This is a genomic window from Protaetiibacter intestinalis, from assembly GCF_003627075.1.
Lineage (GTDB): Bacteria > Actinomycetota > Actinomycetes > Actinomycetales > Microbacteriaceae > Homoserinibacter > Homoserinibacter intestinalis.
Genome location: NZ_CP032630.1, coordinates 87,145 through 110,503, shown reverse-complemented (window position 1 = coordinate 110,503; position 23,359 = coordinate 87,145). Strand labels below are relative to the sequence as shown.

General features: G+C 73.3%; 22 protein-coding genes. 10 read left to right on the top strand and 12 right to left on the bottom strand.

Translation table 11 applies throughout. The annotated features are described in order from the left end of the window. Position 1: 1 nt before the first annotated feature. Genes D7I47_RS00555 through D7I47_RS00540 form a run of 4 tightly spaced genes read right to left on the bottom strand, consistent with a single transcriptional unit; the run spans position 2 to position 4,210 of the window. Positions 2-1,321, bottom strand: coding sequence for an LLM class flavin-dependent oxidoreductase (locus D7I47_RS00555; protein WP_120761240.1), 1,320 nt, complete (start codon positions 1,319-1,321; stop codon positions 2-4). Then, on the bottom strand, positions 1,318-2,631 hold the full coding sequence (locus D7I47_RS00550) for an O-acetylhomoserine aminocarboxypropyltransferase/cysteine synthase family protein (RefSeq protein ID WP_120761239.1): 1,314 nt from the start codon (positions 2,629-2,631) through the stop codon (positions 1,318-1,320). The genes D7I47_RS00555 and D7I47_RS00550 overlap by 4 nt, the downstream gene beginning before the upstream one ends. Before the next feature lie 44 nt (positions 2,632-2,675). Next, the gene (locus D7I47_RS00545) at positions 2,676-3,401 is read right to left on the bottom strand and encodes a DedA family protein (protein ID WP_120761238.1); all 726 of its coding nucleotides are present in this window, start codon (positions 3,399-3,401) and stop codon (positions 2,676-2,678) included. Beyond that, the gene (locus D7I47_RS00540; RefSeq protein WP_120761237.1) at positions 3,398-4,210 is read right to left on the bottom strand and encodes an aminotransferase class IV; all 813 of its coding nucleotides are present in this window, start codon (positions 4,208-4,210) and stop codon (positions 3,398-3,400) included. Before D7I47_RS00540 ends, D7I47_RS00545 begins: the two co-directional genes overlap by 4 nt. 11 nt (positions 4,211-4,221) lie before the next feature. Here D7I47_RS00540 and D7I47_RS00535 point away from each other — a divergent pair, with 11 nt between their 5' ends. The 6 genes from D7I47_RS00535 (at position 4,222) to holA (ending at position 13,266) form a co-directional block, all read left to right on the top strand. Beyond that, positions 4,222-5,610 (top strand): anthranilate synthase component I family protein, encoded by a 1,389-nt coding sequence (locus D7I47_RS00535; RefSeq protein ID WP_120761236.1) that lies wholly within the window; start codon positions 4,222-4,224, stop codon positions 5,608-5,610. A 252-nt stretch (positions 5,611-5,862) separates the two neighbouring features. Continuing rightward, positions 5,863-6,402 carry a YaeQ family protein gene (locus D7I47_RS00530; protein WP_120761235.1) on the top strand — a complete coding sequence of 180 codons (540 nt, stop codon included), beginning with the start codon at positions 5,863-5,865 and terminating at the stop codon, positions 6,400-6,402. Between the two features lie 57 nt (positions 6,403-6,459). Continuing rightward, the gene (leuS, locus tag D7I47_RS00525; RefSeq protein ID WP_120761234.1) at positions 6,460-9,093 is read left to right on the top strand and encodes a leucine--tRNA ligase; all 2,634 of its coding nucleotides are present in this window, start codon (positions 6,460-6,462) and stop codon (positions 9,091-9,093) included. Positions 9,094-9,203: 110 nt separating this feature from the next. Next, a complete protein-coding gene (locus D7I47_RS00520; RefSeq protein WP_405083443.1) occupies positions 9,204-9,815 on the top strand; it encodes a helix-hairpin-helix domain-containing protein in 612 nt (203 codons plus the stop codon). Further along, positions 9,812-12,142 carry a ComEC/Rec2 family competence protein gene (locus tag D7I47_RS00515; protein ID WP_120761233.1) on the top strand — a complete coding sequence of 777 codons (2,331 nt, stop codon included), beginning with the start codon at positions 9,812-9,814 and terminating at the stop codon, positions 12,140-12,142. The genes D7I47_RS00520 and D7I47_RS00515 overlap by 4 nt, the downstream gene beginning before the upstream one ends. Before the next feature lie 101 nt (positions 12,143-12,243). Next, on the top strand, positions 12,244-13,266 hold the full coding sequence (gene holA, locus D7I47_RS00510; RefSeq protein ID WP_120761232.1) for a DNA polymerase III subunit delta: 1,023 nt from the start codon (positions 12,244-12,246) through the stop codon (positions 13,264-13,266). A 260-nt stretch (positions 13,267-13,526) separates the two neighbouring features. On the opposite strand, the gene rpsT is transcribed toward holA, so the two are convergent. Continuing rightward, positions 13,527-13,787, bottom strand: coding sequence for a 30S ribosomal protein S20 (gene rpsT / locus D7I47_RS00505; protein WP_120761231.1), 261 nt, complete (start codon positions 13,785-13,787; stop codon positions 13,527-13,529). Between the two features lie 231 nt (positions 13,788-14,018). Here rpsT and D7I47_RS00500 point away from each other — a divergent pair, with 231 nt between their 5' ends. After that, entirely contained in the window at positions 14,019-14,384 is a 366-nt protein-coding gene (locus D7I47_RS00500; protein ID WP_120761230.1) for a DUF4190 domain-containing protein, read from the top strand. A 13-nt stretch (positions 14,385-14,397) separates the two neighbouring features. Here D7I47_RS00500 and D7I47_RS00495 read toward each other — a convergent pair whose 3' ends face one another. Further along, positions 14,398-14,880: an NUDIX domain-containing protein gene (locus tag D7I47_RS00495; RefSeq protein WP_120761229.1), complete on the bottom strand. Its 483-nt coding sequence runs from the start codon at positions 14,878-14,880 to the stop codon at positions 14,398-14,400. A 9-nt stretch (positions 14,881-14,889) separates the two neighbouring features. Beyond that, on the bottom strand, positions 14,890-15,015 hold the full coding sequence (locus D7I47_RS15145; RefSeq protein WP_264371275.1) for a hypothetical protein: 126 nt from the start codon (positions 15,013-15,015) through the stop codon (positions 14,890-14,892). Positions 15,016-15,134: 119 nt separating this feature from the next. Between D7I47_RS15145 and lepA the strand changes: the two genes are divergently transcribed. Then, positions 15,135-16,991 carry a translation elongation factor 4 gene (gene lepA, locus D7I47_RS00490; RefSeq protein WP_120761228.1) on the top strand — a complete coding sequence of 619 codons (1,857 nt, stop codon included), beginning with the start codon at positions 15,135-15,137 and terminating at the stop codon, positions 16,989-16,991. A gap of 15 nt (positions 16,992-17,006) precedes the next feature. On the opposite strand, the gene D7I47_RS00485 is transcribed toward lepA, so the two are convergent. Next, the gene (locus D7I47_RS00485) at positions 17,007-17,444 is read right to left on the bottom strand and encodes a hypothetical protein (protein ID WP_120761227.1); all 438 of its coding nucleotides are present in this window, start codon (positions 17,442-17,444) and stop codon (positions 17,007-17,009) included. 114 nt (positions 17,445-17,558) lie between these two features. Here D7I47_RS00485 and D7I47_RS00480 point away from each other — a divergent pair, with 114 nt between their 5' ends. Next, positions 17,559-17,762, top strand: a complete 204-nt coding sequence (locus tag D7I47_RS00480) for a hypothetical protein (RefSeq protein ID WP_120761226.1) — start codon at positions 17,559-17,561, stop codon at positions 17,760-17,762. A 6-nt stretch (positions 17,763-17,768) separates the two neighbouring features. Here D7I47_RS00480 and D7I47_RS00475 read toward each other — a convergent pair whose 3' ends face one another. Genes D7I47_RS00475 through D7I47_RS00460 form a run of 4 tightly spaced genes read right to left on the bottom strand, consistent with a single transcriptional unit; the run spans position 17,769 to position 22,508 of the window. Then, positions 17,769-18,473, bottom strand: a complete 705-nt coding sequence (locus tag D7I47_RS00475) for an ABC transporter ATP-binding protein (RefSeq protein ID WP_120761225.1) — start codon at positions 18,471-18,473, stop codon at positions 17,769-17,771. Further along, positions 18,470-21,361: a hypothetical protein gene (locus D7I47_RS00470; protein WP_120761224.1), complete on the bottom strand. Its 2,892-nt coding sequence runs from the start codon at positions 21,359-21,361 to the stop codon at positions 18,470-18,472. The genes D7I47_RS00475 and D7I47_RS00470 overlap by 4 nt, the downstream gene beginning before the upstream one ends. Then, positions 21,358-21,981: a hypothetical protein gene (locus D7I47_RS00465; RefSeq protein WP_120761223.1), complete on the bottom strand. Its 624-nt coding sequence runs from the start codon at positions 21,979-21,981 to the stop codon at positions 21,358-21,360. Before D7I47_RS00465 ends, D7I47_RS00470 begins: the two co-directional genes overlap by 4 nt. Next, positions 21,978-22,508: an RNA polymerase sigma factor gene (locus D7I47_RS00460; RefSeq protein WP_120761222.1), complete on the bottom strand. Its 531-nt coding sequence runs from the start codon at positions 22,506-22,508 to the stop codon at positions 21,978-21,980. Before D7I47_RS00460 ends, D7I47_RS00465 begins: the two co-directional genes overlap by 4 nt. Positions 22,509-22,600: 92 nt before the next feature. On the opposite strand from D7I47_RS00460, the gene D7I47_RS00455 reads away from it, so the two are divergent. Further along, complete coding sequence (locus tag D7I47_RS00455) at positions 22,601-23,332, top strand: DUF1990 family protein (RefSeq protein ID WP_120761221.1); 732 nt, start codon at positions 22,601-22,603, stop codon at positions 23,330-23,332. The last annotated feature ends 27 nt before the right edge of the window (positions 23,333-23,359 follow it).

Here is a 23,359-nt window from a genome sequence, read left to right as displayed (position 1 = left end):
GTTAGAACGCCTGCAGGTTGGCACGCAGCCCGCCCGGCGCGAACTCGGTGCGCAGGATGCCGCGGCGGCGCAGGATCGGCGCGAGCTCGTCGAGCATCCGGTGCACGGTCACGGGGTGCAGATCGCCCCAGAACAGCACGCCGTCGTTGTCCGCCTCGTCGCCGAGGCGTTCGATGAGGTCGGCGAGCTCGCCCGCGGTGCCGACGAACCCGGATCCATCGGAGAGCCGACCGAGCCGGGCGAGCGCGGCGAGATGCTCCCGCAGCGGCGTGGTGGCCGCATCCCGCCCGCCGATCAGCCGCGCGATGCTGCCGTGCGAGACGTGATCGCCGAAGTACCCGGCCGGGATCGGCGCGTCGAGCTCGAGCGCGGTGAGGTCGGTCTCGAGGTCGCTCGACTGCTTCTCGGCGATCGTGCGCAGCGCCCTGTCGTCGGGGTTCGCGGAGGCGGAGACCAGCCGGTCGGCTTCCTCGGCCGAGCCGACGAGCACCGGCTGGATCGCGAACAGCACCTTGACGTCGCCGGGCCTGCGCCCGCGGGCGACGGCGGCCTCGTGGATGCGGGCCCGGTAGGCGCGGATGCTCTCCGGGTCGAGCGGCGCGAGCGCGAGCTGCACCTCGGAGTTGGCGCCCGCGAAGGCGAGCCCGCGCCCCGATCCGCCGGGTGAGACGATCGCCGGTTCGCCGTCGGTGAAGGGGATGGCGTTGAGCGGGCCGTCGAACGAGAAGTACTCGCCGCGGTGCTGCACGGCCTCGAGGCGGGTGCCGTCGGCGTAGCGGCCGTGCGCCGGGTCGGCGATGAGGGCGTCGTCGGGCCACGACCGCCACAGCGCGCGCAGGGCGCCGAGCCACTCCTCGGCGCGGTCGTAGGCGGCGTCGTGGCCGAGCGGCGGCGCCGCACCGAAGTGGCGCGCGCTGCCGGTGTCGGTGACGACGTTGAGCCCCAGGCGGTGGCCGCTCAGGTGCTGCAGGGTGGCGAACTGCCGGGCCGCCGTGTACGGCAGGAAGGCGGCCGGGTTGACCGTCGGGGCGACGCCGAGGTTCGTGGTCGCGGCGAACAGGTACGGCGCGAGCAGCAGCGGGTCGTGCTTGGGGCCGCCGAACGCCTGCCGCACCCGCAGGTCGATCGTCGCGGGGCTGCCGAGCGAGGGGGCGTCCTCGATGATCAGCAGCTCGATGCCGGCCTGCTCGAGCTCGCGCACCGACTGCTGGTAGAGGGCTGGCTCGGTCCAGCGCCAGTTCCAGTCGAGAAACGGGTGCCCCCAGCCCTGCGGACCGAAGCCGCGGGCCAGGAACCAGCCGAAGTGCTGCAGCCTGCTCACGCGGCCGCCGCCTCCCGGGCCGCGGCGATGCCGCGCTCGAGGTCGCGCAGCAGGTCGGGCAGGTGCTCGATGCCGATCGAGACGCGCAGCGTGCCCTCGGAGATGCCCGCGGCGGCGAGCTCCTCGGGGGTGCGCAGCGTGTGGCTCGTGGAGCGCGGGTGCAGGATGAGCGAGCGCACGTCGCCGAGGTGCGTCATGGGCGTGAAGAGCTCGAGCGCGTTCACGAAGCGCCGGGCCGCCTCCCGCCCGCCGTGCAGCGTGAAGGCGAACACCGAGCCCTGACCGCGGGGCAGGTAGCGCTCGGCGAGCGCGTGCGCGGCATTGCCGGGGAGCCCGGAGTAGTCGACCGAGGCGACCTCGGGCTGCGCGGCGAGCCACTCCGCGACGCCGAGGGCGTTCGCCGACTGCCGTTCGACCCGCAACGACAGGGTCTCGACGCCCTGCGCGAGGAGGAAGGCGTTGAGCGGCGACAGCGTCGGCCCGAACCGCACGGCGACGTTCTCGCGCAGGTAGGCGATGCGCGCCCGGCCGCCGAAGCGGTCCCACCAGCTCGGCCCGCCGAGTCGGTCGGGTGCGGTCAGGTGGGGGAACAGGGCGCCCGAGCGCAGCGCGTCGAAGCGGCCGTCGTCGACGATGACGCCGCCGAGCACCGAGCCGTGCCCGGCCAGGAACTTGCTCGTCGAGTGCACGACGATGTCGGCGCCGTGCTCGAGCGGTCGCAGCAGATACGGCGTCGCGAGGGTGTTGTCGACGACGAGCGGGATGCCGTGGGCGTGGGCGACGTCGGCGACGAGGGCGATGTCGACCAGGTCGTTGCGCGGATTCGGGATCGACTCGACGACGAGCGCGCGCGTCTCGGGGCGGATGAGCGCCTCCCAGGCGACGGCGTCGTTCGCATCCGCGACGAAGTCGGTCGTGATGCCGAGCCGCACGAGGTTGTCGCCCAGGAGACCCCGGGTGCCCTCGTAGAGGCTCGCGCCCGCGACGATGTGACCGCCCGCGTCGACGAGCCCGAGGAGCGCGATCGCGATCGCCGCCTGCCCGCTGCCGACCAGCACGGCCTCCGCGCCGCCCTCGAGCCCGGCGATGAGCCGTTCGGCGCTCGCCGTGGTGGGGTTCGCGACGCGCGTGTAGGAGAAGCCCTCGCCCGTGCCGAAGTGCTCGGCCGCCTGGTCGAAGTCGTCGAAGGGGAAGCCCGCCGACAGGTAGATCGGGGTCGTGCGGGAGCGCACCTCGTCGCGCGGCCGCGCCGCGTGCAGCTGGCGGGTCGCGAAGTCGAGGGTGGCCTCGACGGGACGGCTCGTGCTCATGGTGGCTTCAGGGTGCCACGCACGCGCGGGGGACGGTCGCTGCGCTACGTCGTGTGACGGTCGGGCTGCGCCCGGTCGCTCGGGTCGTCGGGCTCCTCGAGGGTGTTCGCGTCGCCGTCGCCCGGGCGGCTCCAGTGGCGTGCCTCCGAGCGCTCGAGCAGCTTCTTGATCACGACCACCGCGACGAGGAAGACCACGATGATCGCGACGAAGACGTAACCCGCGCCGTGCAGCTGCTGGGAGAGCTGACGGTAGGAGCCGGCCGCGAACGCCCCCACGCTCACGTACGCGAACGCCCAGATGACGCTCGCGGGCGCGGTCCAGGCGATGAAACGCCGGTAGCGCATCGTGCTCATGCCGACCGTGACGGGCACGAGCGAGTGCAGCACCGGCAGGAACCGCGAGATGAACACGGCGATGCCGCCGCGTCGGTCGATGTAGTTCTCCGCGCGCACCCAGTTGCGTTCGCCGATGCGCCGCCCGAGGCGCGAGTGCCGGATCTTCGGGCCGAAGAAGCGGCCGAGCGCGAAGCCGACGCTCTCGCCGCCGAGCGCGCCCGCGATCACCGCGGTGACGAGCGCGAGGTACTCGACGGGGCCGTCGACGGCGGTCGCCGCGACGATGACGATCGTGTCGCCCGGAACGATGAGCCCGACGAGCACCGAGGTCTCGAGGAAGATCCCGACGCCCGCGAGCAGGGTGCGCAGCACCGGATCGACCGACTGCACGGCATCCAGGATCGCCGTCAGCACGTCGTTGAACCAGTTCACGCGGCATCCTCGGGCAGCGGACGGCGCAGCGCGTCGAGCCGCAGACGCCAGCGCGACAGGCGGCCCGGCTCCTCCGCCGTCGACGGCGGGCCGCCCTGCCAGGCGGTGGCGATGCGGATGCCGTGCAGCGCGTTGAGCGCCCACACCTCGCTGCCGTCGAGCTCCTCGGGCCGCACCCGCAACTCCGCCACCTCCACGCCGAGGGCGGTCGCGAGCGTCACGACGGTGCGCTCGGTGACGGAGGCGATGCGCGCGAGCGAGCGCTCGGGGATGCACAGCGTCCCGCCCGCCCACCAGCAGATGCTCGTCGTGGAGCCCTCGACGATCCAGCCCTCCGGGCTCACGATGACGGCCTCGTCGGCGCCGCGGGTCTGGGCCTCGGTGCGCAGCCGGATCATCGCCGGGAGGTCGGGACCCTTGACGGTCGGGTGCGTTCGGGGGTCGCGGCCGGCGTGCGTCGTGAGGATGAGGGAGCGCTGCTGCACGGGCGCCTCCCGCAGCCGGAACAGCAGCTGCGGCGACTGCAGCTGGGTGCGCAGCTCGACCCGGGGGAACCAGGATCCGGTGCGGGGCAGCGCGGCGATCGCCGCATCCCAGAACACCAGCGCCTCGGGCAGCTGCGCATCCGGCACCGCCCCGAGGAAGCGTTCGCGGTGCAGCTCGAGGCCGCGCACGGTGCCGTCCTCGACGAGCCACGAGTCGGCCGCCTGGATGGTGGCGGGCACCACGTCGCAGTCCTCGCGCGGCACGAGCCGACCGCCCTGCCACAGCGAGGTGGTCGCCACGGGGGCGGCGGACGGTGCGCTCATAGGATCAGGCTATGCGTCTGGGGCTGCTGCGGCATCCGCTCGGCGGCGGATTCGACGCCCGGGCGCTGTTCGCGGCGCTGCATCCGAGCGGCGACGCGTTCTGGCTCGACTCGGGACCCGGCGGGCGCGCGTTCCTCGGCACGGGGGAGCGGGTGGCGCTTCCGGCGGGCGGGGTGCTGCCGCGGCTGCGCGCCGAGCTCGCGGCGCTCGCCGTGGAGGGCGAGCTCGGGCGGGTGCCGCTCGGGCTCGTCGGCTGGCTCGGCTACGAGCTGCGGGGCGAGACGACGGGCATGCCGGTGCGCGCACGCGGTCCGCATCCGGATGCCGCCTTCCTGCGGGTGGACCGCCTCGTGGCGGTCGCGGGCGACGGCACGGCGGAGCTGCTCGCCCTCGGCACCGCGTGGGAGGGCGGACTCGCCGCCTGGCGGGACGAAGTGCTCGCCCAGCTCGCCGCACCCTCCTGCGGGTTGAGTAGCCCTCCGCAGGGGGCGCCCTCCCGTTGGTTGAGTAGCCCTCCGCAGGAGGGCGTATCGAAACCCCCCGCGGCGCCACCCCCCACCTGGCACGACACCTCCGAGCGCTACCTCGCGAACGTGCGCGCCTGCCAGCACGCCATCCACGAGGGCGAGGCCTACCAGCTGTGCCTCACGAGCGAGGTGCGGGTTCCGGGCGCCTTCGACGCGCTCGCCGTGTTCGACGCCCTGCGTGCGACGAGCGCCACGCACCACGGCGCCCTGCTGCGCATCGGCGGCACGGCGCTCGTCTCGGCATCCCCCGAGCGCTTCCTCGAGGCGGGTCCCGACGGCCTCGTGCGCACGAGCCCCATCAAGGGCACCCGGCCCCGCGATCCGCGCCCCGACGAGGATGCGCGCCTCCGCGGCGAGCTCGTCGCCTCCGACAAGGAGCGCGCCGAGAACCTCATGATCGTCGACCTCATGCGCAACGACCTCTCGCGCGTGTGCGCGCTCGGCACGGTGGCGGTCACCTCGCTGCTCGAGGTGGAGTCGTACCCGCACGTGCACCAGCTCGTCTCGAGCATCGAGGGGCGCCTGCTGCCGGGGCTCGGGGCGGTGGATGCCGTGGCCGCGTGCTTCCCGGCCGGCTCGATGACGGGGGCGCCGAAGCTGCGCGCGATCGAGCTGCTCGACGCCCTCGAGGATCGCCCGCGCGGCCCCTACGCGGGTGCCTTCGGCTACCTCGCGGCCGACGGCGCCGCCGACCTCGCCATGACGATCCGCACCATCGTGATCGACGCCGCGGGCGCGACCGTCGGCACCGGCGGCGGCATCACCGCCCTCTCCGACCCCGCCGCCGAGCTCGCCGAGGCCCGCCTCAAGTCCGCCGCCCCCCTCGCCGCCCTCGCCGCCTCCCACCCTCTCCCTTCTGGTCAAACGCTGTAGCGCTTGGCCTCATGCGCCAGAGAATGCCGGCGCCCGTCGCCAAACGGTGTCGCGCGTGGCGCGCGCCCCGCTACACGCGTGTCGGGCGCGACAACCAGACGCGCGATCCACGAAGTCGGGTCGGCATTCGCAGTTGCGCGCCAGTTCTCGACGCCGCGCGCCAGCAGTTCCTGCCGCGGCAGGCCAAGAGCTGCAGCGTTTGACACCTTTCGGTGGGGAGTGCGGGGTGGTGGGGCCCGTAGGCTCGCAGGCATGGCCGCGGGCGCGACGATCCACACCTTCACCGTGCAGTTGGCGGATGTCGACCGCGGCGTCTACGAGGAGCTCGCGCTGCGGGTTGCGCAGCATCCCTCCGAGACGACCGCCTACCTGCTCACGCGCGTGCTCGCCTACTGCCTCGCGTACGAGGAGGGCATCGCCTTCGGCGAGGGCATCTCGGCCGCCGACGAGCCGGCCGTGCTCGTGCGCGACCTCACGGGGCAGGTGACGGCCTGGATCGAGGTGGGCGCCCCGGATGCCGAGCGCCTGCACCACGGCAGCAAGCTCGCGGGCCGCGTCGCCGTGTACACGCACCGCGACCCCGCGAGGCTGCTGCCGCAGTGGGCGGGTAAGAAAATCCACCGGGCGGATGCCATCCCCGTGTTCAGCTTCGACCCCGGCTTCATCGACGACGCGGCCGCCGCCCTCGAGCGCCGCAACACCGCGAGCCTGTCGGTCACCGAACGCCAGCTCTACCTCGAGCTGAACGGCACCACCCTCACGAGCGCCCTCCACGAGCACGCCCTCGAGTGAGCCGCGCGCCCGAGGCGTCGATTCCCGTCGCGTGTCGTGCGATCGGGGCGACACAAAATGACGCCTCGCAACGTTGACTACTCTGTAAAGGTTGCATTCCCGAGAGATAGAGACGCAGGCGTGACGCAGCACGAGCACAGCGAGACCGAGCAGGGATACGACTTCCGTCGCATCCAGGACCACTGGCTGCCGGTGTGGGACGAGCGCAAGCCCTTCTCCACGAGCGACCCCGACGACAAGCGGCCGCGCAAGTACGTGCTCGACATGTTCCCCTACCCCTCGGGCGACCTGCACATGGGTCACGCCGAGGCGTACGCCCTCGGCGACGTCATCGCGCGCTACTGGCGCCTGCAGGGCTTCAACGTGCTGCACCCCATCGGCTGGGACTCCTTCGGTCTGCCCGCCGAGGGTGCCGCCATCAAGCGCGGCATCGACCCGCGCGAGTGGACCTACGACAACATCGCCCAGCAGCGCGCCTCCATGCGCCGCTACGCGACCAGCTTCGACTGGGACCGCGTCATCCACACCTCCGACCCCGAGTACTACACGTGGAACCAGTGGCTGTTCCTCAAGCTCTACGAGAAGGGCCTCGCCTACCGCAAGGCCAGCTGGGTCAACTGGTGCCCCTTCGACCAGACCGTGCTCGCCAACGAGCAGGTCATCGACGGGCGCTGCGAGCGCTGCGACAACCTCGTCGTCAAGAAGAAGCTCACCCAGTGGTACTTCAAGATCACCGACTACGCCGACCGGCTGCTGGACGACCTGAACCAGCTCGAGGGCAAGTGGCCTTCGAAGGTCATCGCCATGCAGCGCAACTGGATCGGGCGCTCCGTCGGTGCGGATGTCGACTTCGTCATCGAGGGGCACGACGAGAAGGTCACGGTGTTCACGACGCGGCCCGACACCCTGTTCGGTGCGACGTTCATGGTCGTCGCGCCCGACTCGGAGCTCGCCGCCCAGCTCGCGGCCGGCTCGACCCCCGAGGTGCAGTCGGCGTTCGGCGAGTACCTCGCCCAGGTGCAGAAGTCGACCGAGATCGAGCGCCAGGACACCACGCGCGCGAAGACCGGCATCCCGCTCGGGCGCTACGCGATCAACCCCGTCAACGGCGAGCGCATCCCCGTCTGGACGGCCGACTACGTGCTCGCCGACTACGGGCACGGTGCCGTCATGGCGGTGCCCGCCCACGACCAGCGCGACCTCGACTTCGCGCGCACCTTCGGCCTGCCGATCCGCGTCGTCGTCGACGTCACGGCGCCCATCACGGGCGCGATCCCCGTCATCACCCCCGAGATGATCGAGAACCCGGACGAGGTGCGCGACCTGGCGTCGATGGACCCGGCGGTCACGGGCGAGGCGCTCGCGGGCGACGGTCGGATGATCAACTCGGGTCCGCTCGACGGCCTCAGCAAGCAGAACGCCATCCGCCGCGTCATCGAGCTGCTCGAGGAGGCGGGCACCGGCCGCGCCGCGAAGACCTTCCGCCTGCGCGACTGGCTCATCTCGCGTCAGCGCTACTGGGGCACGCCCATCCCGATCCTGCACACCGAGGACGGCCGCGAGATCCCCGTCGCGGAGTCGGCGCTGCCGGTGGCGCTGCCGCCGTCGCAGGGCCTCGACCTGCAGCCGAAGGGCACCTCGCCGCTCGGCGCCGCCGAGGACTGGGTGAACGTGACGCTGCCCGACGGCACGCCCGCGCGCCGCGACCCCGACACGATGGACACCTTCGTCGACAGCTCGTGGTACTTCCTGCGCTTCCTCTCGCCGAACGACGCCACCCAGGCGTTCGACGTGCGCGAGGCCGAGAAGTGGGCGCCCGTCGACCAGTACGTGGGCGGCGTGACGCACGCCATCCTGCACCTGCTGTACGCGCGCTTCATCACCAAGGTGCTGTTCGACCTCGGCTACGTGACCTTCACCGAGCCGTTCACGGCGCTGCTCAACCAGGGCATGGTGCTCATGGACGGCTCGGCCATGTCGAAGAGCCGCGGCAACCTGGTGCGGCTCTCGGAGCAGCTCGACGAGTTCGGCGTCGACGCGGTGCGGCTCACGATGGCGTTCGCGGGTCCGCCCGAGGACGACATCGACTGGGCGGATGTGTCTCCCGCGGGTTCCGCGAAGTTCCTCGCGCGGGCCTGGCGCCTGGCCGACGACGTGGCATCCGAGCCGGGTATCGCCTTCGGCAACGGGGATGCGGCGCTGCGCCGCCAGACGCACCGCCTGCTCGCGGATGCGCCGGGGCTCGTCGAGTCGTTCAAGTTCAACGTCGTCGTCGCGCGGCTCATGGAGCTCGTGAACGTCGTGCGCAAGACGATCGACTCGGGTGCGGGCGCCGCCGACCCGGCGGTCCGCGAGGCGAGCGAGACGGTCGCGGTGCTGCTGTCGCTGTTCGCGCCGTACACGGCCGAGGACATGTGGGCGAAGCTCGGCCACGACTCGCTCGTGGCCCTGCAGTCGCTGCCGAAGCCGGATGCGCGCCTGCTCGTCGAGGAGTCGGTCACGGCGATCGTGCAGGTCGACGGCAAGGTGCGCGACCGGCTCGAGGTGTCGCCGACGATCGACTCGGACGAGCTCGAGGCGCTCGCCCGTGCCTCCGAGGCGGTGGCGCGCTCGGTGGGCGACCGCGAGATCGTGAACGTCATCGTGCGCGCGCCGAAGGTCGTCAACATCGCGACGAAGCCCGCGGGCTGAGCGTCCCGGCCGCGCCCACCGCTCCTCCCCAGCCCGCCCGCCCGGTCGGCTCTCCCCGGAGTCCGCTGCCGAGCCCCCACGCGCCCCGGCGCCCCGCCTAGCCTCCGAGGGTGAGCGACCGCCCCGACCCCGGCATCCTCCGCGCCCGGATGCGTCGCGGGGCCGGGGCGGCGCTCGTCGTGCTGCTCGCGGGGGCGGCGATCGCCGTGTTCGCGACGGCGGTGACGCCGCGCGGCGGGGAGCGCGAGCTCGCCTCGGGCCCGGGTGAGGTGGCGAGCGCCGCGCCCGGGGTGACCCTCGCCGCGAGCCCGATCTTCGTGCACGTGCTCGGGCAGGTGGCGCGGCCCGGCCTCTACGAGTTGCGGGAGGGTGACCGCGTCGTCGACGCCATCGCCGCGGCGGGCGGGCTCACCGAGGCGGCCGACCCCGCGGGGGTGAACCTCGCGCGCACCCTGAACGACGGCGAGCAGCTCGCCGTGCCGGCCGTCGGCGAGGCGCCCGCGGCATCCGCCCCCGGCGTCGCGGCCGACGGGCGCGTCGACCTCAACACGGCCGACGTCGCCGCGCTCGACACCCTGCCGCGCATCGGCCCCGCGATGGCGCAGCGCATCATCGACTGGCGCGAGGCGAACGGGCCGTTCTCCTCCGTCGACGATCTGCTCGCCGTGAGCGGCATCGGCGCGAAGACGGTCGAGGCGCTGCGGCCCCTCGTGGTGCCGTGAGCGCCGACGGGGCGCGTCCGCGGGCGCGGACGCCCGAGTTGCGGCTCGTGCCGGCGGTGCTCGGCGCGTGGGCGGCGGGCGGCGTGCTCGTGGGCGTCGAACCGGGCGCGGGTGTCGGCGTCGCGGCGGGGATGCTGTGGACCGCCGCCGCGCTCACGGCGCTCGCCGCGTGGCGCGTGCGGCTGCTCGGGGTGCTGTCGCTCGCCCTCACCGCGGCCGCGGTCGTCGCGACCGTCGTCGCCCTGCAGGGGCCGGCGCGGGTGCCCGCCGCTCTCGCCGCGGTGGCGGGGCACGCCGCCGTCGACCTCGAGGTGGTCACGACGGGCGCGGTCGACGAGGGGCGGGTGCCCGGCCGTGCCGTGCTGCGCGACGACCCGGATGCGGGGGAGGCCGCCGTGCTCGTCTTCCTCGCGGACCCTGTCGACGGGGCGGGGCTCCGCATCGGCGACCGCTGGGCGGTGCAGGCCCGGCTGCGCGCCGTCGAACCCGGCGACGACGTCGCCTTCCTCGCCTTCGCGGAGCGCGCGCCCGAGCCGCTCGCCGAACCGCCCCCGCTGCTGGAGGCGGCATCCGCCTTGCGCGAGGGCCTCACGGCGCTCTCGCGCGCGCTGCCGGGGCCGGGTGGCAGGCTGCTGCCGGGGCTCGCGGTCGGCGACACCTCGCGCGTCGACGAGACCCTCGACGGTCAGATGATCACGAGCTCGCTCAGCCACCTGACGGCGGTCTCGGGGTCGAACTGCGCGATCGTGGTGGGGGCGGTGTTCGCCCTGTGCGCGCTGCTCGGGTTGCCGCGCGGCGTGCGCGTCGCGGTGGCGCTCGTGGCGCTCGCGGGTTTCGTGCTGCTCGTCACGCCGCAGCCGAGCGTGCTGCGGGCGGCCGCGATGAGCGCGGTCGTGCTGCTCGCCCTCGCGACGGGACGCCCCGCGCGCGGCATGCCGGCGCTGTGCCTCGCCGTCGTGCTGCTGCTCGCGGGCGACCCGTGGCTCGCGCGCTCCTACGGCTTCGCCCTCTCGGCGCTCGCCACGGCCGGGCTGCTGCTGCTCGCGGCGCCGCTCGCCGACGCCCTCGCGCGCTGGATGCCGCGCCCCCTCGCACTCGTGATCGCCGTGCCGCTCGCCGCCCAGCTCGCCTGCCAGCCCGTGCTCCTGCTGCTGAGCCCGACGCTGCCGCTGTGGGGCGTTCCGGCGAACCTGCTCGCCGCCCCGGCCGCCCCGCTCGCGACGGTGCTGGGGCTCGTCGCATGCCTGCTCGCGCCGTTCGCGCCCCCGCTCGCGGCGGGTCTCGCGGCCATCGCCTGGCTGCCCGCCTCCTGGATCGCCGCGGTCGCCGCCTTCTTCGCGGGCCTGCCGGGTGCGCGGATGCCGTGGCCGGCGGGCGCCGCGGGAGTCGCGGCGCTCGTCGCGCTGACCTCGCTCGGGCTGCTCGCGGCGCTCGGTCCGCCGGGCGCCCGCTGGCGGCGGCCCGCGGCCGCGCTCGCCCTCGTCGGGGTGCTCGGCTACGCGGGTGCCGTGGCGGGTATCCGCGTCGCGCAGACGATCACGCGCCCCGCCGACTGGCAGTTCGCGATGTGCGACGTGGGGCAGGGTGATGCCACCGTCCTCCGCGCGGGCGGGCGGGTGGCGCTCGTCGACACCGGGCCCGAGCCCGCGGCCCTCGCCGCCTGCCTCGACGATCTCGGCGTCGGCGCGATCGACCTGCTCGTGCTCACCCACTACGACCACGACCACGTGGGCGGCACGGATGCCGTGCTCGGCCGGGTGGGCACGGCGCTCGTCGGTCCGGTCGGCGATCCGGGCGACGAGCGGCTGCGCGAGGAACTGCTCGCGGGCGGCGCCCGCGTCGTGGAGGCGGGGGAGGGGATGACGGGCGAGCTCGGCGGCCTCGACTGGCGGGTGCTGTGGCCGCCGCCGTCGGGCGTCGAGCCCGGCAACGCGGCGAGCGTCACCCTGCTCGTCGAGCCGGGTGCGGGATGCGGGGCGTGCCTCAGCGGGCTGCTGCTCGGCGATCTGGGGGAGGAGTCGCAACTGCGCGTGCTCGGCGCGGAGAGCATCCCGGCGGTCGACGTGCTCAAGGTCGCCCACCACGGCTCGGCCGACTTCGCCGCCCGCCTCTACGCGACCGCCGCCGCGCGGGTGGGCCTCGTCGGCGTCGGCGCCGGCAACGACTACGGCCACCCCACGCAGGCCGCGCTCGACGCGCTCGCCGCATCCGGAACCGCCGTCTTCCGCACCGACCTCGACGGCCTCATCCTCGTCGCCCCGCCCGCCACCCCCGACGCCCCACCTCGCGTCTGGACCTCCCACCTCGCGTCCCCCGAGAGTCCCTGAAAGTACGTACTTTGGGGCCCGAATCGGCCCCGCCGGACCCCAAAGCACGTACTTTCGCGGAGGCGGCAGGCGGGGTCGGCGGCGCTCGTTAGGCTGGAGACATGGCGGCACGCGGATCGGGCACGAAGGCCCCCGCGGCGTCGATCCCGCAGCTCTCGTGGCACTCCGTCACCCCGGCGCCCGTCGTGCTCGTCACGGGGCCCGAGGCGCTGCTCGCCGAGCGCGCCATCCGCTCCGTGCGCGAGCAGCTGCGCGCCGCCGACCCGGCGCTCGAGGTCTCCGACATCGACGCGGGCGCCTACGCGCCGGGCGAGCTGCTCACCCTCGCGAGCCCGTCGCTGTTCGCCGAGCCGCGCCTCATCCGCGTCGACCAGGTCGAGAAGTGCACCGACGCGTTCCTCGAGGAGGCGCTCGCCTACCTCTCCTCGCCCGCCGACGACACGGTCGTCGTGCTGCGGCACGCGGGCGGTGTGCGCGGCAAGAAGCTGCTGGATGCGATCCGCGCGGGCACCGGTGGCGGCGTCGAGGTGGTGTGCGCCGAGCTGAAGCGCGACAGCGACCGCTCCGACTTCGTGACGGCCGAGTTCCGCACGGCCAAGCGCAAGGCGACCCCCGGTGCGATCCGGGCACTCGTCTCGGCCTTCACCGACGACCTCGCCGAGCTGGCCGCCGCCTGCCGGCAGCTCCTCTCCGACACCGACGGCGACATCACCGAGGCGGTCGTCGACCGCTACTACGCGGGGCGCACCGAGGTCACGGCCTTCGCCGTGGCGGATGCGGCGATCGCCGGGCGCACGGGCGAGGCGCTCGGCCTGCTGCGGCACGCGCTCGCGTCCGGATCGGACCCGGTGCCCATGGTGGCGGCCTTCGCCATGAAGGTGCGCACGATGGCGAAGCTCGCGGGCGCCCGCGGCTCCTCGAACGACCTCGCTCGCCAGTTCGGCCTGCAGGCCTGGCAGGTCGACCGCGCCCGCCGCGACCTGCAGGGCTGGACGGACGAGGGCCTCGCCCGTGCCATCCAGGCCCTCGCCACCGCCGACGCGCAGGTGAAGGGCGCCGGCCGCGACCCGGTCTTCGCCCTCGAGCGCATGATCGGCGTCATCGCCTCCCGCGGCGCCGCCTGACCGCCTCCGTCCCTCCCGGTTCCGCCCCCGCCCGCTGCTGCCGCCGCCCGGTTCCGCCACCTCCCATCTCAAGGAGTCCCGCAACCCATCTCAAGGACCGAGGGCCGCAGGCAAGCAGCATCCGCCACACTGGGCTACTCCTGTCACGCCGACTCCTTGAGATGGGATGCCCGGCTCCTTGAGATGGGAAAGCAGGTGCGGGAGAAACGGAAACGGGCCCCGCACCCGGAGGTGCGAGGCCCGTGACGGCTGTGGCGCGATTACAGCGCGGAGACCTGCTTGGCGAGGGCCGACTTGCGGTTCGCCGCCTGGTTCTTGTGGATGACGCCCTTGCTCGCGGCCTTGTCGAGCTTCTTGCCGGCCTTGACGAGCGAGGCCTCGGCCTTCGCCTTGTCGCCGGCGACGACGGCCTCGCGGGTGGCGCGGACGGCGGTCTTGAGCTCGCTCTTGACGGCCTTGTTGCGCTCCTGGGCCTTCTTGTTGGTGCCGATGCGCTTGATCTGCGACTTGATGTTCGCCATGGATGTCTTTCGTTCGTGTCGGAAGGGATCTGCCGGGGAAACGGTAGAGGGGCGCTTCCGGCGATCTCGCGTGGGAGGAATTCACGCGCAAACCAAGGGTCCACGTTACCAGGTCGGCCGAGCCCGCGGCAACGCGGATGCGGTCCGCCGCGTGGCGGGGCGGCACACCGCCCGCGGCATCCGGGGGTTCACCGGATACCGTGCCACCCGCGCCGCGGCGAGGCTGGGGGCATGAACGACACGATCACCGTCCCCGCCCCCGACGAGGCCCCCGCCCAACCGGCCGCCGAGGCCCCCGCGAACCCCTACGCGGTGCCCGCCCAGCCCGCCGCCGCATCCGCCGCATCCGCCGGCACCGGCCTCAGCATCTCGAGCCTCGTGCTCGGCATCGTCTCCATCCCCACCGGTCTCGCGGTCGCCGCCATCGTCGCGATCGTGCTCGGCTTCATCGCCCGCGGTCGCGAGCCGCAGGGCCGCACGACCGCCAACTGGGGCATCGTGCTCGGCTTCGTGGGCCTGTTCGGCTGGGTGCTGTTCGCGGTGCTCGGCTTCGCCGCCGCGCTGCCGTTCCTCGTGCTCGCGCCGTTCTGGTACTGACGCGCGGACGCGCTCAACGGCCCGACGACTCCCGCAGGAACACGGCGGGGCCGTCGGGCACGAGTGCGTGTCGGATGCGCTCCACGAACTCGGGGCGCATGGGCGGCAGCTCGGCGACCGGGAACCAGGCCACCTCGAGCGCCTCGCCGTCGAGCGGCCGCGGCTCGCCCGAGAGGTAGCGGCACCGGAAGCTCAGGTCGAGGTACTGCGCCCGGTCGCCGTTCTCGTAGACGACCGCCTCGGTCACCCAGGTCGACGACAGCCGCTCGACGAGGATCTCGACCCCGGCCTCCTCGGCCGCCTCGCGCGCGGCGGCGATCGCGGGCTCCTCGGCGGGGTCGACGATGCCCGTGATGGGCGCCCACTCCCGCGTGTCGGAGCGCCGGATCAGCAGGATGCGGTCGCCGTCGAGCACGACGGCGGTCGCACCCGAGAGCCACAGCGGCGCGGTGCCGATCCGGCTGCGCAGTTCGCGGACGAAGTCGGGGATGGCCACCTGGCGATCCTAGGCGTCGTCGCCTCCGTGCCCGGTCTTCCGGCGGCGCTGGAGCACGATGATGGTGACCGCGACGACGACGGTCGCGACGACGACGAGGCACATGAGACCGAGTCCGAGCGGGTCGACTCCCATCCCGGCTCCTCTCCGCACCTCTCGTCGTCGGGGTACAGATCCCAGATTATCGGGGGACAAGCGCGAACGGTAGTCCGGCGCGCGGATCGGCCCCGCGCTCATGGGAGAATCGTCCGGAGATGTCACCCCGCGCCCTGAAGCCCCTGCCGCCCGCCGCCACCGACCCGGCGCGCATCCGCAATTTCTGCATCATCGCGCACATCGACCACGGCAAGTCGACGCTCGCCGACCGCATGCTGCAGATCACCGGCGTCGTCTCCGACCGCGACATGCGCGCCCAGTACCTCGACCGCATGGACATCGAGCGCGAGCGCGGCATCACGATCAAGAGCCAGGCGGTGCGGATGCCGTGGCAGCTCGGCGCCGACACCTACGCCCTCAACATGATCGACACGCCCGGCCACGTCGACTTCACCTACGAGGTGAGCCGCAGCCTCGCCGCCTGCGAGGGCGCCATCCTGCTCGTGGACGCGGCGCAGGGCATCGAGGCCCAGACGCTCGCGAACCTCTACCTCGCGCTCGAGAACGACCTCGAGATCATCCCCGTGCTCAACAAGATCGACCTGCCGGCGGCCGACCCCGACAAGTACGCGCGCGAGCTCGCGCAGCTGATCGGCGGCGACCCGGACGAGGTGCTGCGCGTCTCGGGCAAGACCGGCATGGGCGTCGAGGAGCTGCTCGACCGGGTCGTCGAGCGCATCCCGGCGCCGGTCGGCGTGAAGGACGCCCCCGCCCGCGCCATGATCTTCGACTCGGTCTACGACTCCTACCGCGGCGTCGTCACCTACGTGCGCATGGTCGACGGGCAGCTGAATCCGCGCGAGCGCATCCAGATGATGTCGACGAAGGCCACCCACGAGATCCTCGAGATCGGCGTGAGCTCGCCGGAGCCCTCCCCGTCGAAGGGTCTCGGCGTCGGCGAGGTGGGCTACCTCATCACGGGCGTGAAGGACGTGCGCCAGTCGAAGGTGGGCGACACGGTCACGAGCGCCGCGAAGGCCGCGTCCACGGCGCTGCCGGGCTACACCGACCCGCTGCCGATGGTGTTCTCGGGCATCTACCCGATCGACGGCAGCGACTACCCGGACCTGCGCGAGGCGCTCGACAAGCTCAAGCTCTCGGATGCCGCCCTCCAGTACGAGCCCGAGACCTCGGTCGCGCTCGGCTTCGGCTTCCGTTGCGGGTTCCTCGGCCTGCTGCACCTCGAGATCATCACGGAGCGTCTGCGCCGCGAGTTCGACCTCGACCTCATCACGACCGCGCCCTCCGTGCCGTACCAGGTGACGACGGAGGATCGGAAGACGGTCACCGTCACGAACCCCTCCGAGTACCCGACGGGGGCGAAGATCGCCGAGGTGCTCGAGCCGATCGTCAACGCGTCGATCCTCGCCCCGAAGGACTACGTGGGCGCCATCATGGAGCTCTGCCAGTCCCGCCGCGGCACCATGAAGTCGATGGACTACCTCGGCGAGGACCGCGTCGAGCTCAAGTACACCCTCCCGCTCGGCGAGATCGTGTTCGACTTCTTCGACCAGCTGAAGTCGAAGACGCAGGGCTACGCCTCCCTCGACTACGAGCCGGCGGGCGAGGCGCCCGGCGACCTCGTGAAGGTCGACATCCTGCTGCAGGGCGAGACGGTCGACGCGTTCAGCGCGATCGTCCACAAGGACAAGGCCTACGCCTACGGCACCATGATGGCGACGCGCCTGCGCGAGCTGATCCCGCGCCAGCAGTTCGAGGTGCCCATCCAGGCGGCGATCGGCGCCCGCATCATCGCGCGCGAGAACATCCGCGCGATGCGCAAGGACGTGCTGGCCAAGTGCTACGGCGGCGACATCACCCGCAAGCGCAAGCTGCTCGAGAAGCAGAAGGAGGGCAAGAAGCGGATGAAGATGGTCGGCCGCGTCGAGGTGCCCCAGGAGGCGTTCATCGCCGCGCTCTCGGGCGACACCGAGGCGAAGAAGGACAAGAAGTAGCGGCTCAGCTCTGGCTCAACCCCGGCGCAGCAGCGGCCGCGGCCACACGCCGAGCACGAGCAGCACGAACACGCACTGGGCGAGGCCGGTGGTGAAGTAGCCGAGCTGCAGAGCCGACTGGCCGCCGATGATGCCCGTCTCGATGAAGATCCAGGTCATCATCCCGAAGCCGGCGATCGCGAAGAGCCCCCACGCGGCGTCGAGCCGCATCCGGTACGCGACGAGCGGCGCGAGCTGGGTGCCGCCCACGACGAGCATGAGGATGATCCCCGGCCACAGGTAGTCGCGGAACGGCGAGCCGTCGAGGAGTCCGAGTGGGAGGCCGAGCGCCGGCATCACGCCCGAGGCGAGGGCGGCGCCGCCGATGAGCGCGGTGACGAGGTTGAACCAGGTGACGCCGAGCAGCGTCCTGCGCTGCCAGTCCGGGGCGGCGTATCCCGTGCGCGGGGTCATGCGTCCAGGATGCGGCGCGCGCGTCGCATCGGGCAGGGCCGCAGGTCCCGTGCCGGGGGATGTGGCCCGCACGGGGGCTTGGGGCGCGGCGGGCCCGCGCCCTAGCGTGTCGCCATGAGCCTCGACGAGCTCCGCGACGTGCTGACCGCCTGGGAGGAGCGCTTCGCGTTGCTGATCACGCCGGTCATCGCCCCGATCGGGATCGTGGTCGGGGTCATCCTGCTCTCGATGGGGAACAGCAGCGGGTGGTTCCTGGTGCTCGTCGGGCTCGGCATGCTCGGCTACTGGGTCTACCGGCGGGTGCTCCGCCGCGACTGACGCCGCTCAGGCGAGCGTCGTGCGCGAGTCCGCCGCGTCGATGAGGTGCGCGTCGTGCGAGGCGACGAGCACGGCGTGACCGTTCGCGGCGAGGGTGCGCAGCATCCGGATGAGGGCGTCGGCGCTCGCCCGGTCGAGGCTCGCGGTGGGCTCGTCGGCCATCACGACGGCGGGGTTCAGCAGCAGCGCGCGGGCGAAGGCGACCCGCTGGCGTTCGCCGCCGGAGAGACGGTCGGGGTAGTGGCCGGAGCGGCCCGCGACGCCGAGCTGCTCGAGCAGGTCGCGCGCGCGCCGGGCCAACTGGCGGGTCTGGCGGTCGGGCAGCGCCGGCAGCAGCACGTTCTCGAGGGCGGTGAGCCCGGGCAGCAGGTTGCCGCGCTGGTCGAGGTAGCCGATGTGCTTGCGGCGCTTCGCGGTGATGACGTCGTCGGCGAGGCCGGTGATCTCGAGCCCCTCCCAGCCCACCGTGCCCGCGGTGGGCGGCACGAGCCCCGCGGCGACGCGCAGGATGCTCGTCTTGCCCGAGCCGCTGCGGCCGGCGAGGCAGTGCAGCCCGCCGCGGCGGAGGTCGAGGTCGTAGCCCGCGACGATCGCGAGCGGCTCCTGGCCGGGACGCTCGTACTGGATGGTGATGTCGCGCAGCTCGATCGCGGGGCCGCCGGCGGCGGACGCGCCGTGCGGGGCGGCGACGGGGGCGGTGGTCTGCGTCATGCGCGGGATCCCTTCGAACGGATGGAGAGCGTGGTGAGGGCGGTGGCGAGCGCGGCGGCGCCGGCGACCGAGCTGAGCAGCCACGGCTGGGGCAGGTCGAGCAGCAGCACACCCGCGACGACGAGGCCGAGGGCGACGGCGAGCGAGGGCAGCACGATCGCGGCGCTCTCGGTCCACTGCGCGCGCGAGATCTGGGGGCGGGTCCAGCCGGTCGCCCGCAGGGTGGACCACTGCAGCTGCCGCCGTCGCAGCTCCATGCCGCGGGCGACACCCGCGAGCACCGCCCCGGCGAGCACGGCCGTCACGCCGAGCGCGAGCTGCGGCAGGAACTGCTGGTCGCTCAGGTAGCCGGCGAGGAGGCTCTGGCCGACGGCCGCCCTGCCGCGCAGGAAGACCGACACGAGCCCGGCGGACGAGGCGGCCACGATCGCGATCGCGAGCAGCTGCGTGGTGGAGGTGAGCGGATGCTTCCACGCCTGCCGCGTGCCGAACGCGGTGATGCTGCGCGGGCCGAGGCGTCGGCTCGTGCGGCGACGCTGTCGCGGTGCCGACGCCGGTCGCGAGCCCGCGGCGACGGCGGCGGCCGAGACGAGGAGCACGAGGCCGAACACGCCCACGAGCAGCAGGTCGACGAATCCGGAGGCCGACAGCAGCACGGCCGCACCGATGACGACGCCGATCACGAGGATGCCGGGCACCTCCTCCGCGCCGAACCAGCGGGCGATGCGCGGGCGGGTGAAGCCGAGCTCCCGCATGCCGGCGGCCTGCTCGCGCCGGCGCGGGATGCCGGTGAGCTGCAGCGCCGCGAACAGCAGGATCGAGGAGGCGAGGCCGATCGCGACGATCGCGACCGTCGCATCCGAGATGGCGAACTCCGCGCGGGCGGCGGCCCCCAGCTCCGACCAGCGCTGCACGATCTCGCCGAGCGAGCCGACGCGCTGGGGCGTGTCGAAGTCGGCCGCGCCGAAGGCGTAGCCGTCGACGGTGAGCGAGACGTCGGAGGGCGAGGAGCCGGCCACGACGGTCGCCGCGAAGCCGAGGTCGCGGATGTGCTGGGCCACCTCGAGCACGCGCTGCTGCGCCTCGGGGGTGTAGGCGTCGATGCCTCCCACGCGCACCCGGATGGCGTTGATGGGCGTGTCGAGTCCGAGCTGCTGGGCCGCGGTGATCGAGCCGATCGCGACGGTGCGGGGGCTCACCAGGCCGAGGCCGGTGACGGAGGGCAGCATCTCGGTGCCCGCGTTCGGGCCGTCTGAGATGGTCGATCCGATCGCGGCGTATGCCCCGAGCGGCACGTAGTTGAGCGCGTCGACCGAGGTGATGTCGTCGGAGGAGAACGTCCCCACGGGGACGCCGCCGGCGACCGTCTGTGCGTTGGTGACCTCGTCGGTCCAGTCGACGTAGGCGGTCTCGGTGCCGGGCGCGGTCGCGTCGGCATGCAGGTCGAAGATGTCGGCGTAGAGGTTCGCGCCCGTCGTGTCGTAGGCCTGGAGGGGGGCGCGGAAGCCGCTGCTGTCGGTCGTGAGGGTTCCCCCGCCCGACGCGAAGGAGCCGGAGACGGCGCGCGCGAAGGAGGTGATCGAGACGCCGTGGAACTCGGGGAGGGCGTCGGCCGCCTCGAGGGCGGCGCCGGGCCACGTGGCGCGGATGTTCTCGTCGACGAAGGGGTTGAGGGCGCCCGAGATGTCGATCGAGGTCGCACCGAGATCGGTACCCGGCTCGCCGTCGAGGAGCGCCGCGGGGAGTTGGTAGGGACTCGGGAAGAGCTCGGACGAGGGGGTGACCTGGCCGAAGCCCTCCACCGAGAGCTTGAGGGTCAGCTGGGCGGGCTTCGCATCCGAGACCAGGAGCGGCATGAAGGATCGGGAGAGGGTGCCCTGGAGTTGCTCGTCGTCCCAGTCGAGGCCGTTCTGCGCGTACAGGCGGCGGATGTCGGCGAGCACCTCGTCGCTGAACGGGGTCCCGCCGTCATCGGTGACGAGGTCGATGAAGGCCTTCCCGAAGCCCTTGGTGTCGCCGTCCGCCCACGCCTTCATCTCGGCCCCCGGGACGAGTCCGTCGGTGAGCGCCGTGAGCGGCGCGAGGAAGTCGCCGCGATCGCCGAGGAGGGCGTGCTCCGCGACGGGGTCGACGAGGGTGATCGTGGTGGTGCCCATCGGGGTCTCCTGGAGGCCCAGGGTGTAGGCGTCGGGTGCGTCGGCGCCGATCGACCCGACGCCGAGGCTGCCGTCCCCGATGTTGTAGATGCTCGGCTCGGGATCCCGATCGCACGCGACGTAGGCGGCGAGGGCCGGGAACGCGGCGGCATCGAACGTGAGGTTGTCGAGGGTGAGCGGGGCGTTCGGATCGCAGTCGCCGAGGGTGGGCCGGGCCTGGGTGGTGCCGTCGATGACGACGTTCAGGTGCTCACGGGAGACGACCCGTTCGCCGAGGCCGTCGTCGGTCGTGTACTCGGCGGTCACCCGGTAGGCCTGCGCACCGGTCGCGGTGTCGGGCACCACGCTGCGGGGGACGATGACGAGCGGGAGGAGGCTCTTGAAGCCCGGCACGAGCAGCTGCCCGATCGGCGCGGCGACCTCGACCCCGTCGACGCCGCGCACGGCGTCCAGGTCGGCGGCGGTCATGCCCGACTCTCCGCTCGTGAGCGAGTTCGGGGGCAGCATCCCGTCGATCGGGGCGGTGGCGTCTGCGGCGGTCACGAGGATGTCGTAGGCCCCCCGCCAGTTCGCGTCGAGGGTCGTGCGCATGGCGGTCGCGGCACCCACCTGGATGCCGGCGGTCGCGAGGGCCGACACCGCCACGAGCACGATCGCGGCCGCGCGGCCCCGCTCGCGGAGCAGACGTCGGACAGGGCCGGGGACGCCCCGGCGGCGGCGTGCAGAGCTCATCGTTCGCTTTCTCCCCGTGAGCACAGGGCGCTCGTGCCGATGTCGAACAGGACGGTGCGACTGTCTCCCGCGCCGCAGACGGCGAGGGTGGGCGGCGTGAAGCTCGGGTCGGCGAGGGCGCCGAAGCTCGCCGAGAGCGCCCGGGCGTCGATCTCGGTCTCCGGCTCGTCGGCGAGCGGTCGACTCGTCGCGGCGAGCAGCTGCTCCGAGAGCGCGAGCAGCCGTGCGGGGGTCGCCGAGGCGAGCTCCGGGGATGCGGCGAGTCGGTCGCGGGCCGCGCGGCACAGCTCCTCGGCGCGGATGCGGCCGCGGTCGTCGTCGAGCAGCTCGAAGCGCACGGCGAAGTAGGAGGCGCCGGTGTCGTCCGCCCCCTCGACGCAGCGCACGGACTCGAGGTGGTAGCTCGGCGGCGGGGGGTCGCCCGCGCCGATCGTCAGTGCGGCGGCGGTGACGCCGCCTCCGAGCAGGGTCGTGCCGGCGAGCGTCGCGACGAGGGCGCGCGTGCGGTGGCGGCGGCGGTCGACGAGGCGGTCGATGCGCTCCTCGACGCGCTCGGCGACGGCCGAGAGCGCGGCGTCGAGGTAGACGCCCTCCTTGGGCCCGTCTCCCCGCCCGCTCACGACTCGCCTCGCACGGCCTGGCGCAGCGCGACCCGCAGGCGCTCGACGCGCTTGGCGACGGCCGAGCGGCTGAGGCCCAGGTGCGCGGCGGCCTCCTCGTAGCCGTAGCCCTCGACGAGGCACAGGTGCACGATGCGCTGGTCGACGCCGCCGAGCCGGCCGATCTCGACGCGCGCCCAGCTGAGCTCCTCGACCCGGTCCTGGCGGATGCGGTCGCCCGGCAGCAGGGTCTCGTCGAGCACGACGGACTCGCGTCGGGTGCGCAGCTGGTTGCGCGACACGTTCCGGCAGCACACGAGCAGCCACGGCAGCGCCGAGCTGTCGACGATCCGCAGGCCGCCGAGCTTGCGCCAGGCGAGCACGAACACCTCCTGGGTGACGTCCTCCGCGTCGCGGTCGTCGCGCACCATGCCCCAGGCGTAGGAGTACACGGCCTTCGCGTGCCGGTCGAAGAGGGCTCGGAAGGCGCCTCGGTCGCCGCGGAGCGCGCGCGAGACGAGTTCCTCGTCGCTCGCCGTGGCGTACATCCTGTGCTCCTTCGCCGGTGCCCTCATTCCTATCGTGTCGTCAGCGTCCCGGATCGTGACATCCCGTGTCGGCGGCCTGCGATGATCGGGGGGTGGATGCCGTGTCGACCGAGTCGCTGACGTACGACACCCTCGGCATGGCGCGGCCCGGCGCCGCGGTGCCGCGCGGCTTCCGGGGACGCACCCAGCGCATCCGGCTCGGCGAGGGGCCGGCGCTCTGGGAGCGTGCCGTGGCCGTCGTCTCCGGGTGGCGCATCAAGACAGCGATCGGCTTCACGGTCGAGCCCGACGACGCGGTGGCGACGCTCGGACGCGACTACGACACCGAGTACCGCTCGGGCCGCATCCGTCAGTTCGAGCCGGTGCGCGTCGTGTGGATCGCCGACGGGGCCGATCGGCGCGGCTTCGGCTACGGCACGCGCCTCGGGCACCCGGTGACGGGGGAGGAGTGCTTCCTCGTCGAGCGCGACGCCGACGGCGCCGTGTGGCTCGTCGTGCGCACGGTGTCGCGGGTCTCGGGCGGGCGCTGGCGTTGGCTGTGGCTCGGCGTCCGCGTCGGCATCGGCGTGTTCCAGCGGCGCTACGCGGAGAGCGCGGTGCGGCTGATCACGGGCGGCGAGGAGCTCCCCGGGATGCGGCGGATGCGGCGGCAGCTGGTCGGCGACGGGGCCTCCGACGTCGAGGGCATCGCGAGGCTCGGCTACGGGATGAACCCCGAGCGCGGACCGTTCGACGCCCCACCCGCCGAGCCGGTCGAGCTCGACGACGCGAGCCTTCCGTGGGAGCTGCGCGACCCGGAAGACGACACAAACTCAGCCCGATAGGGCTTTCGGGCCCGGTTCTGGGAGAAT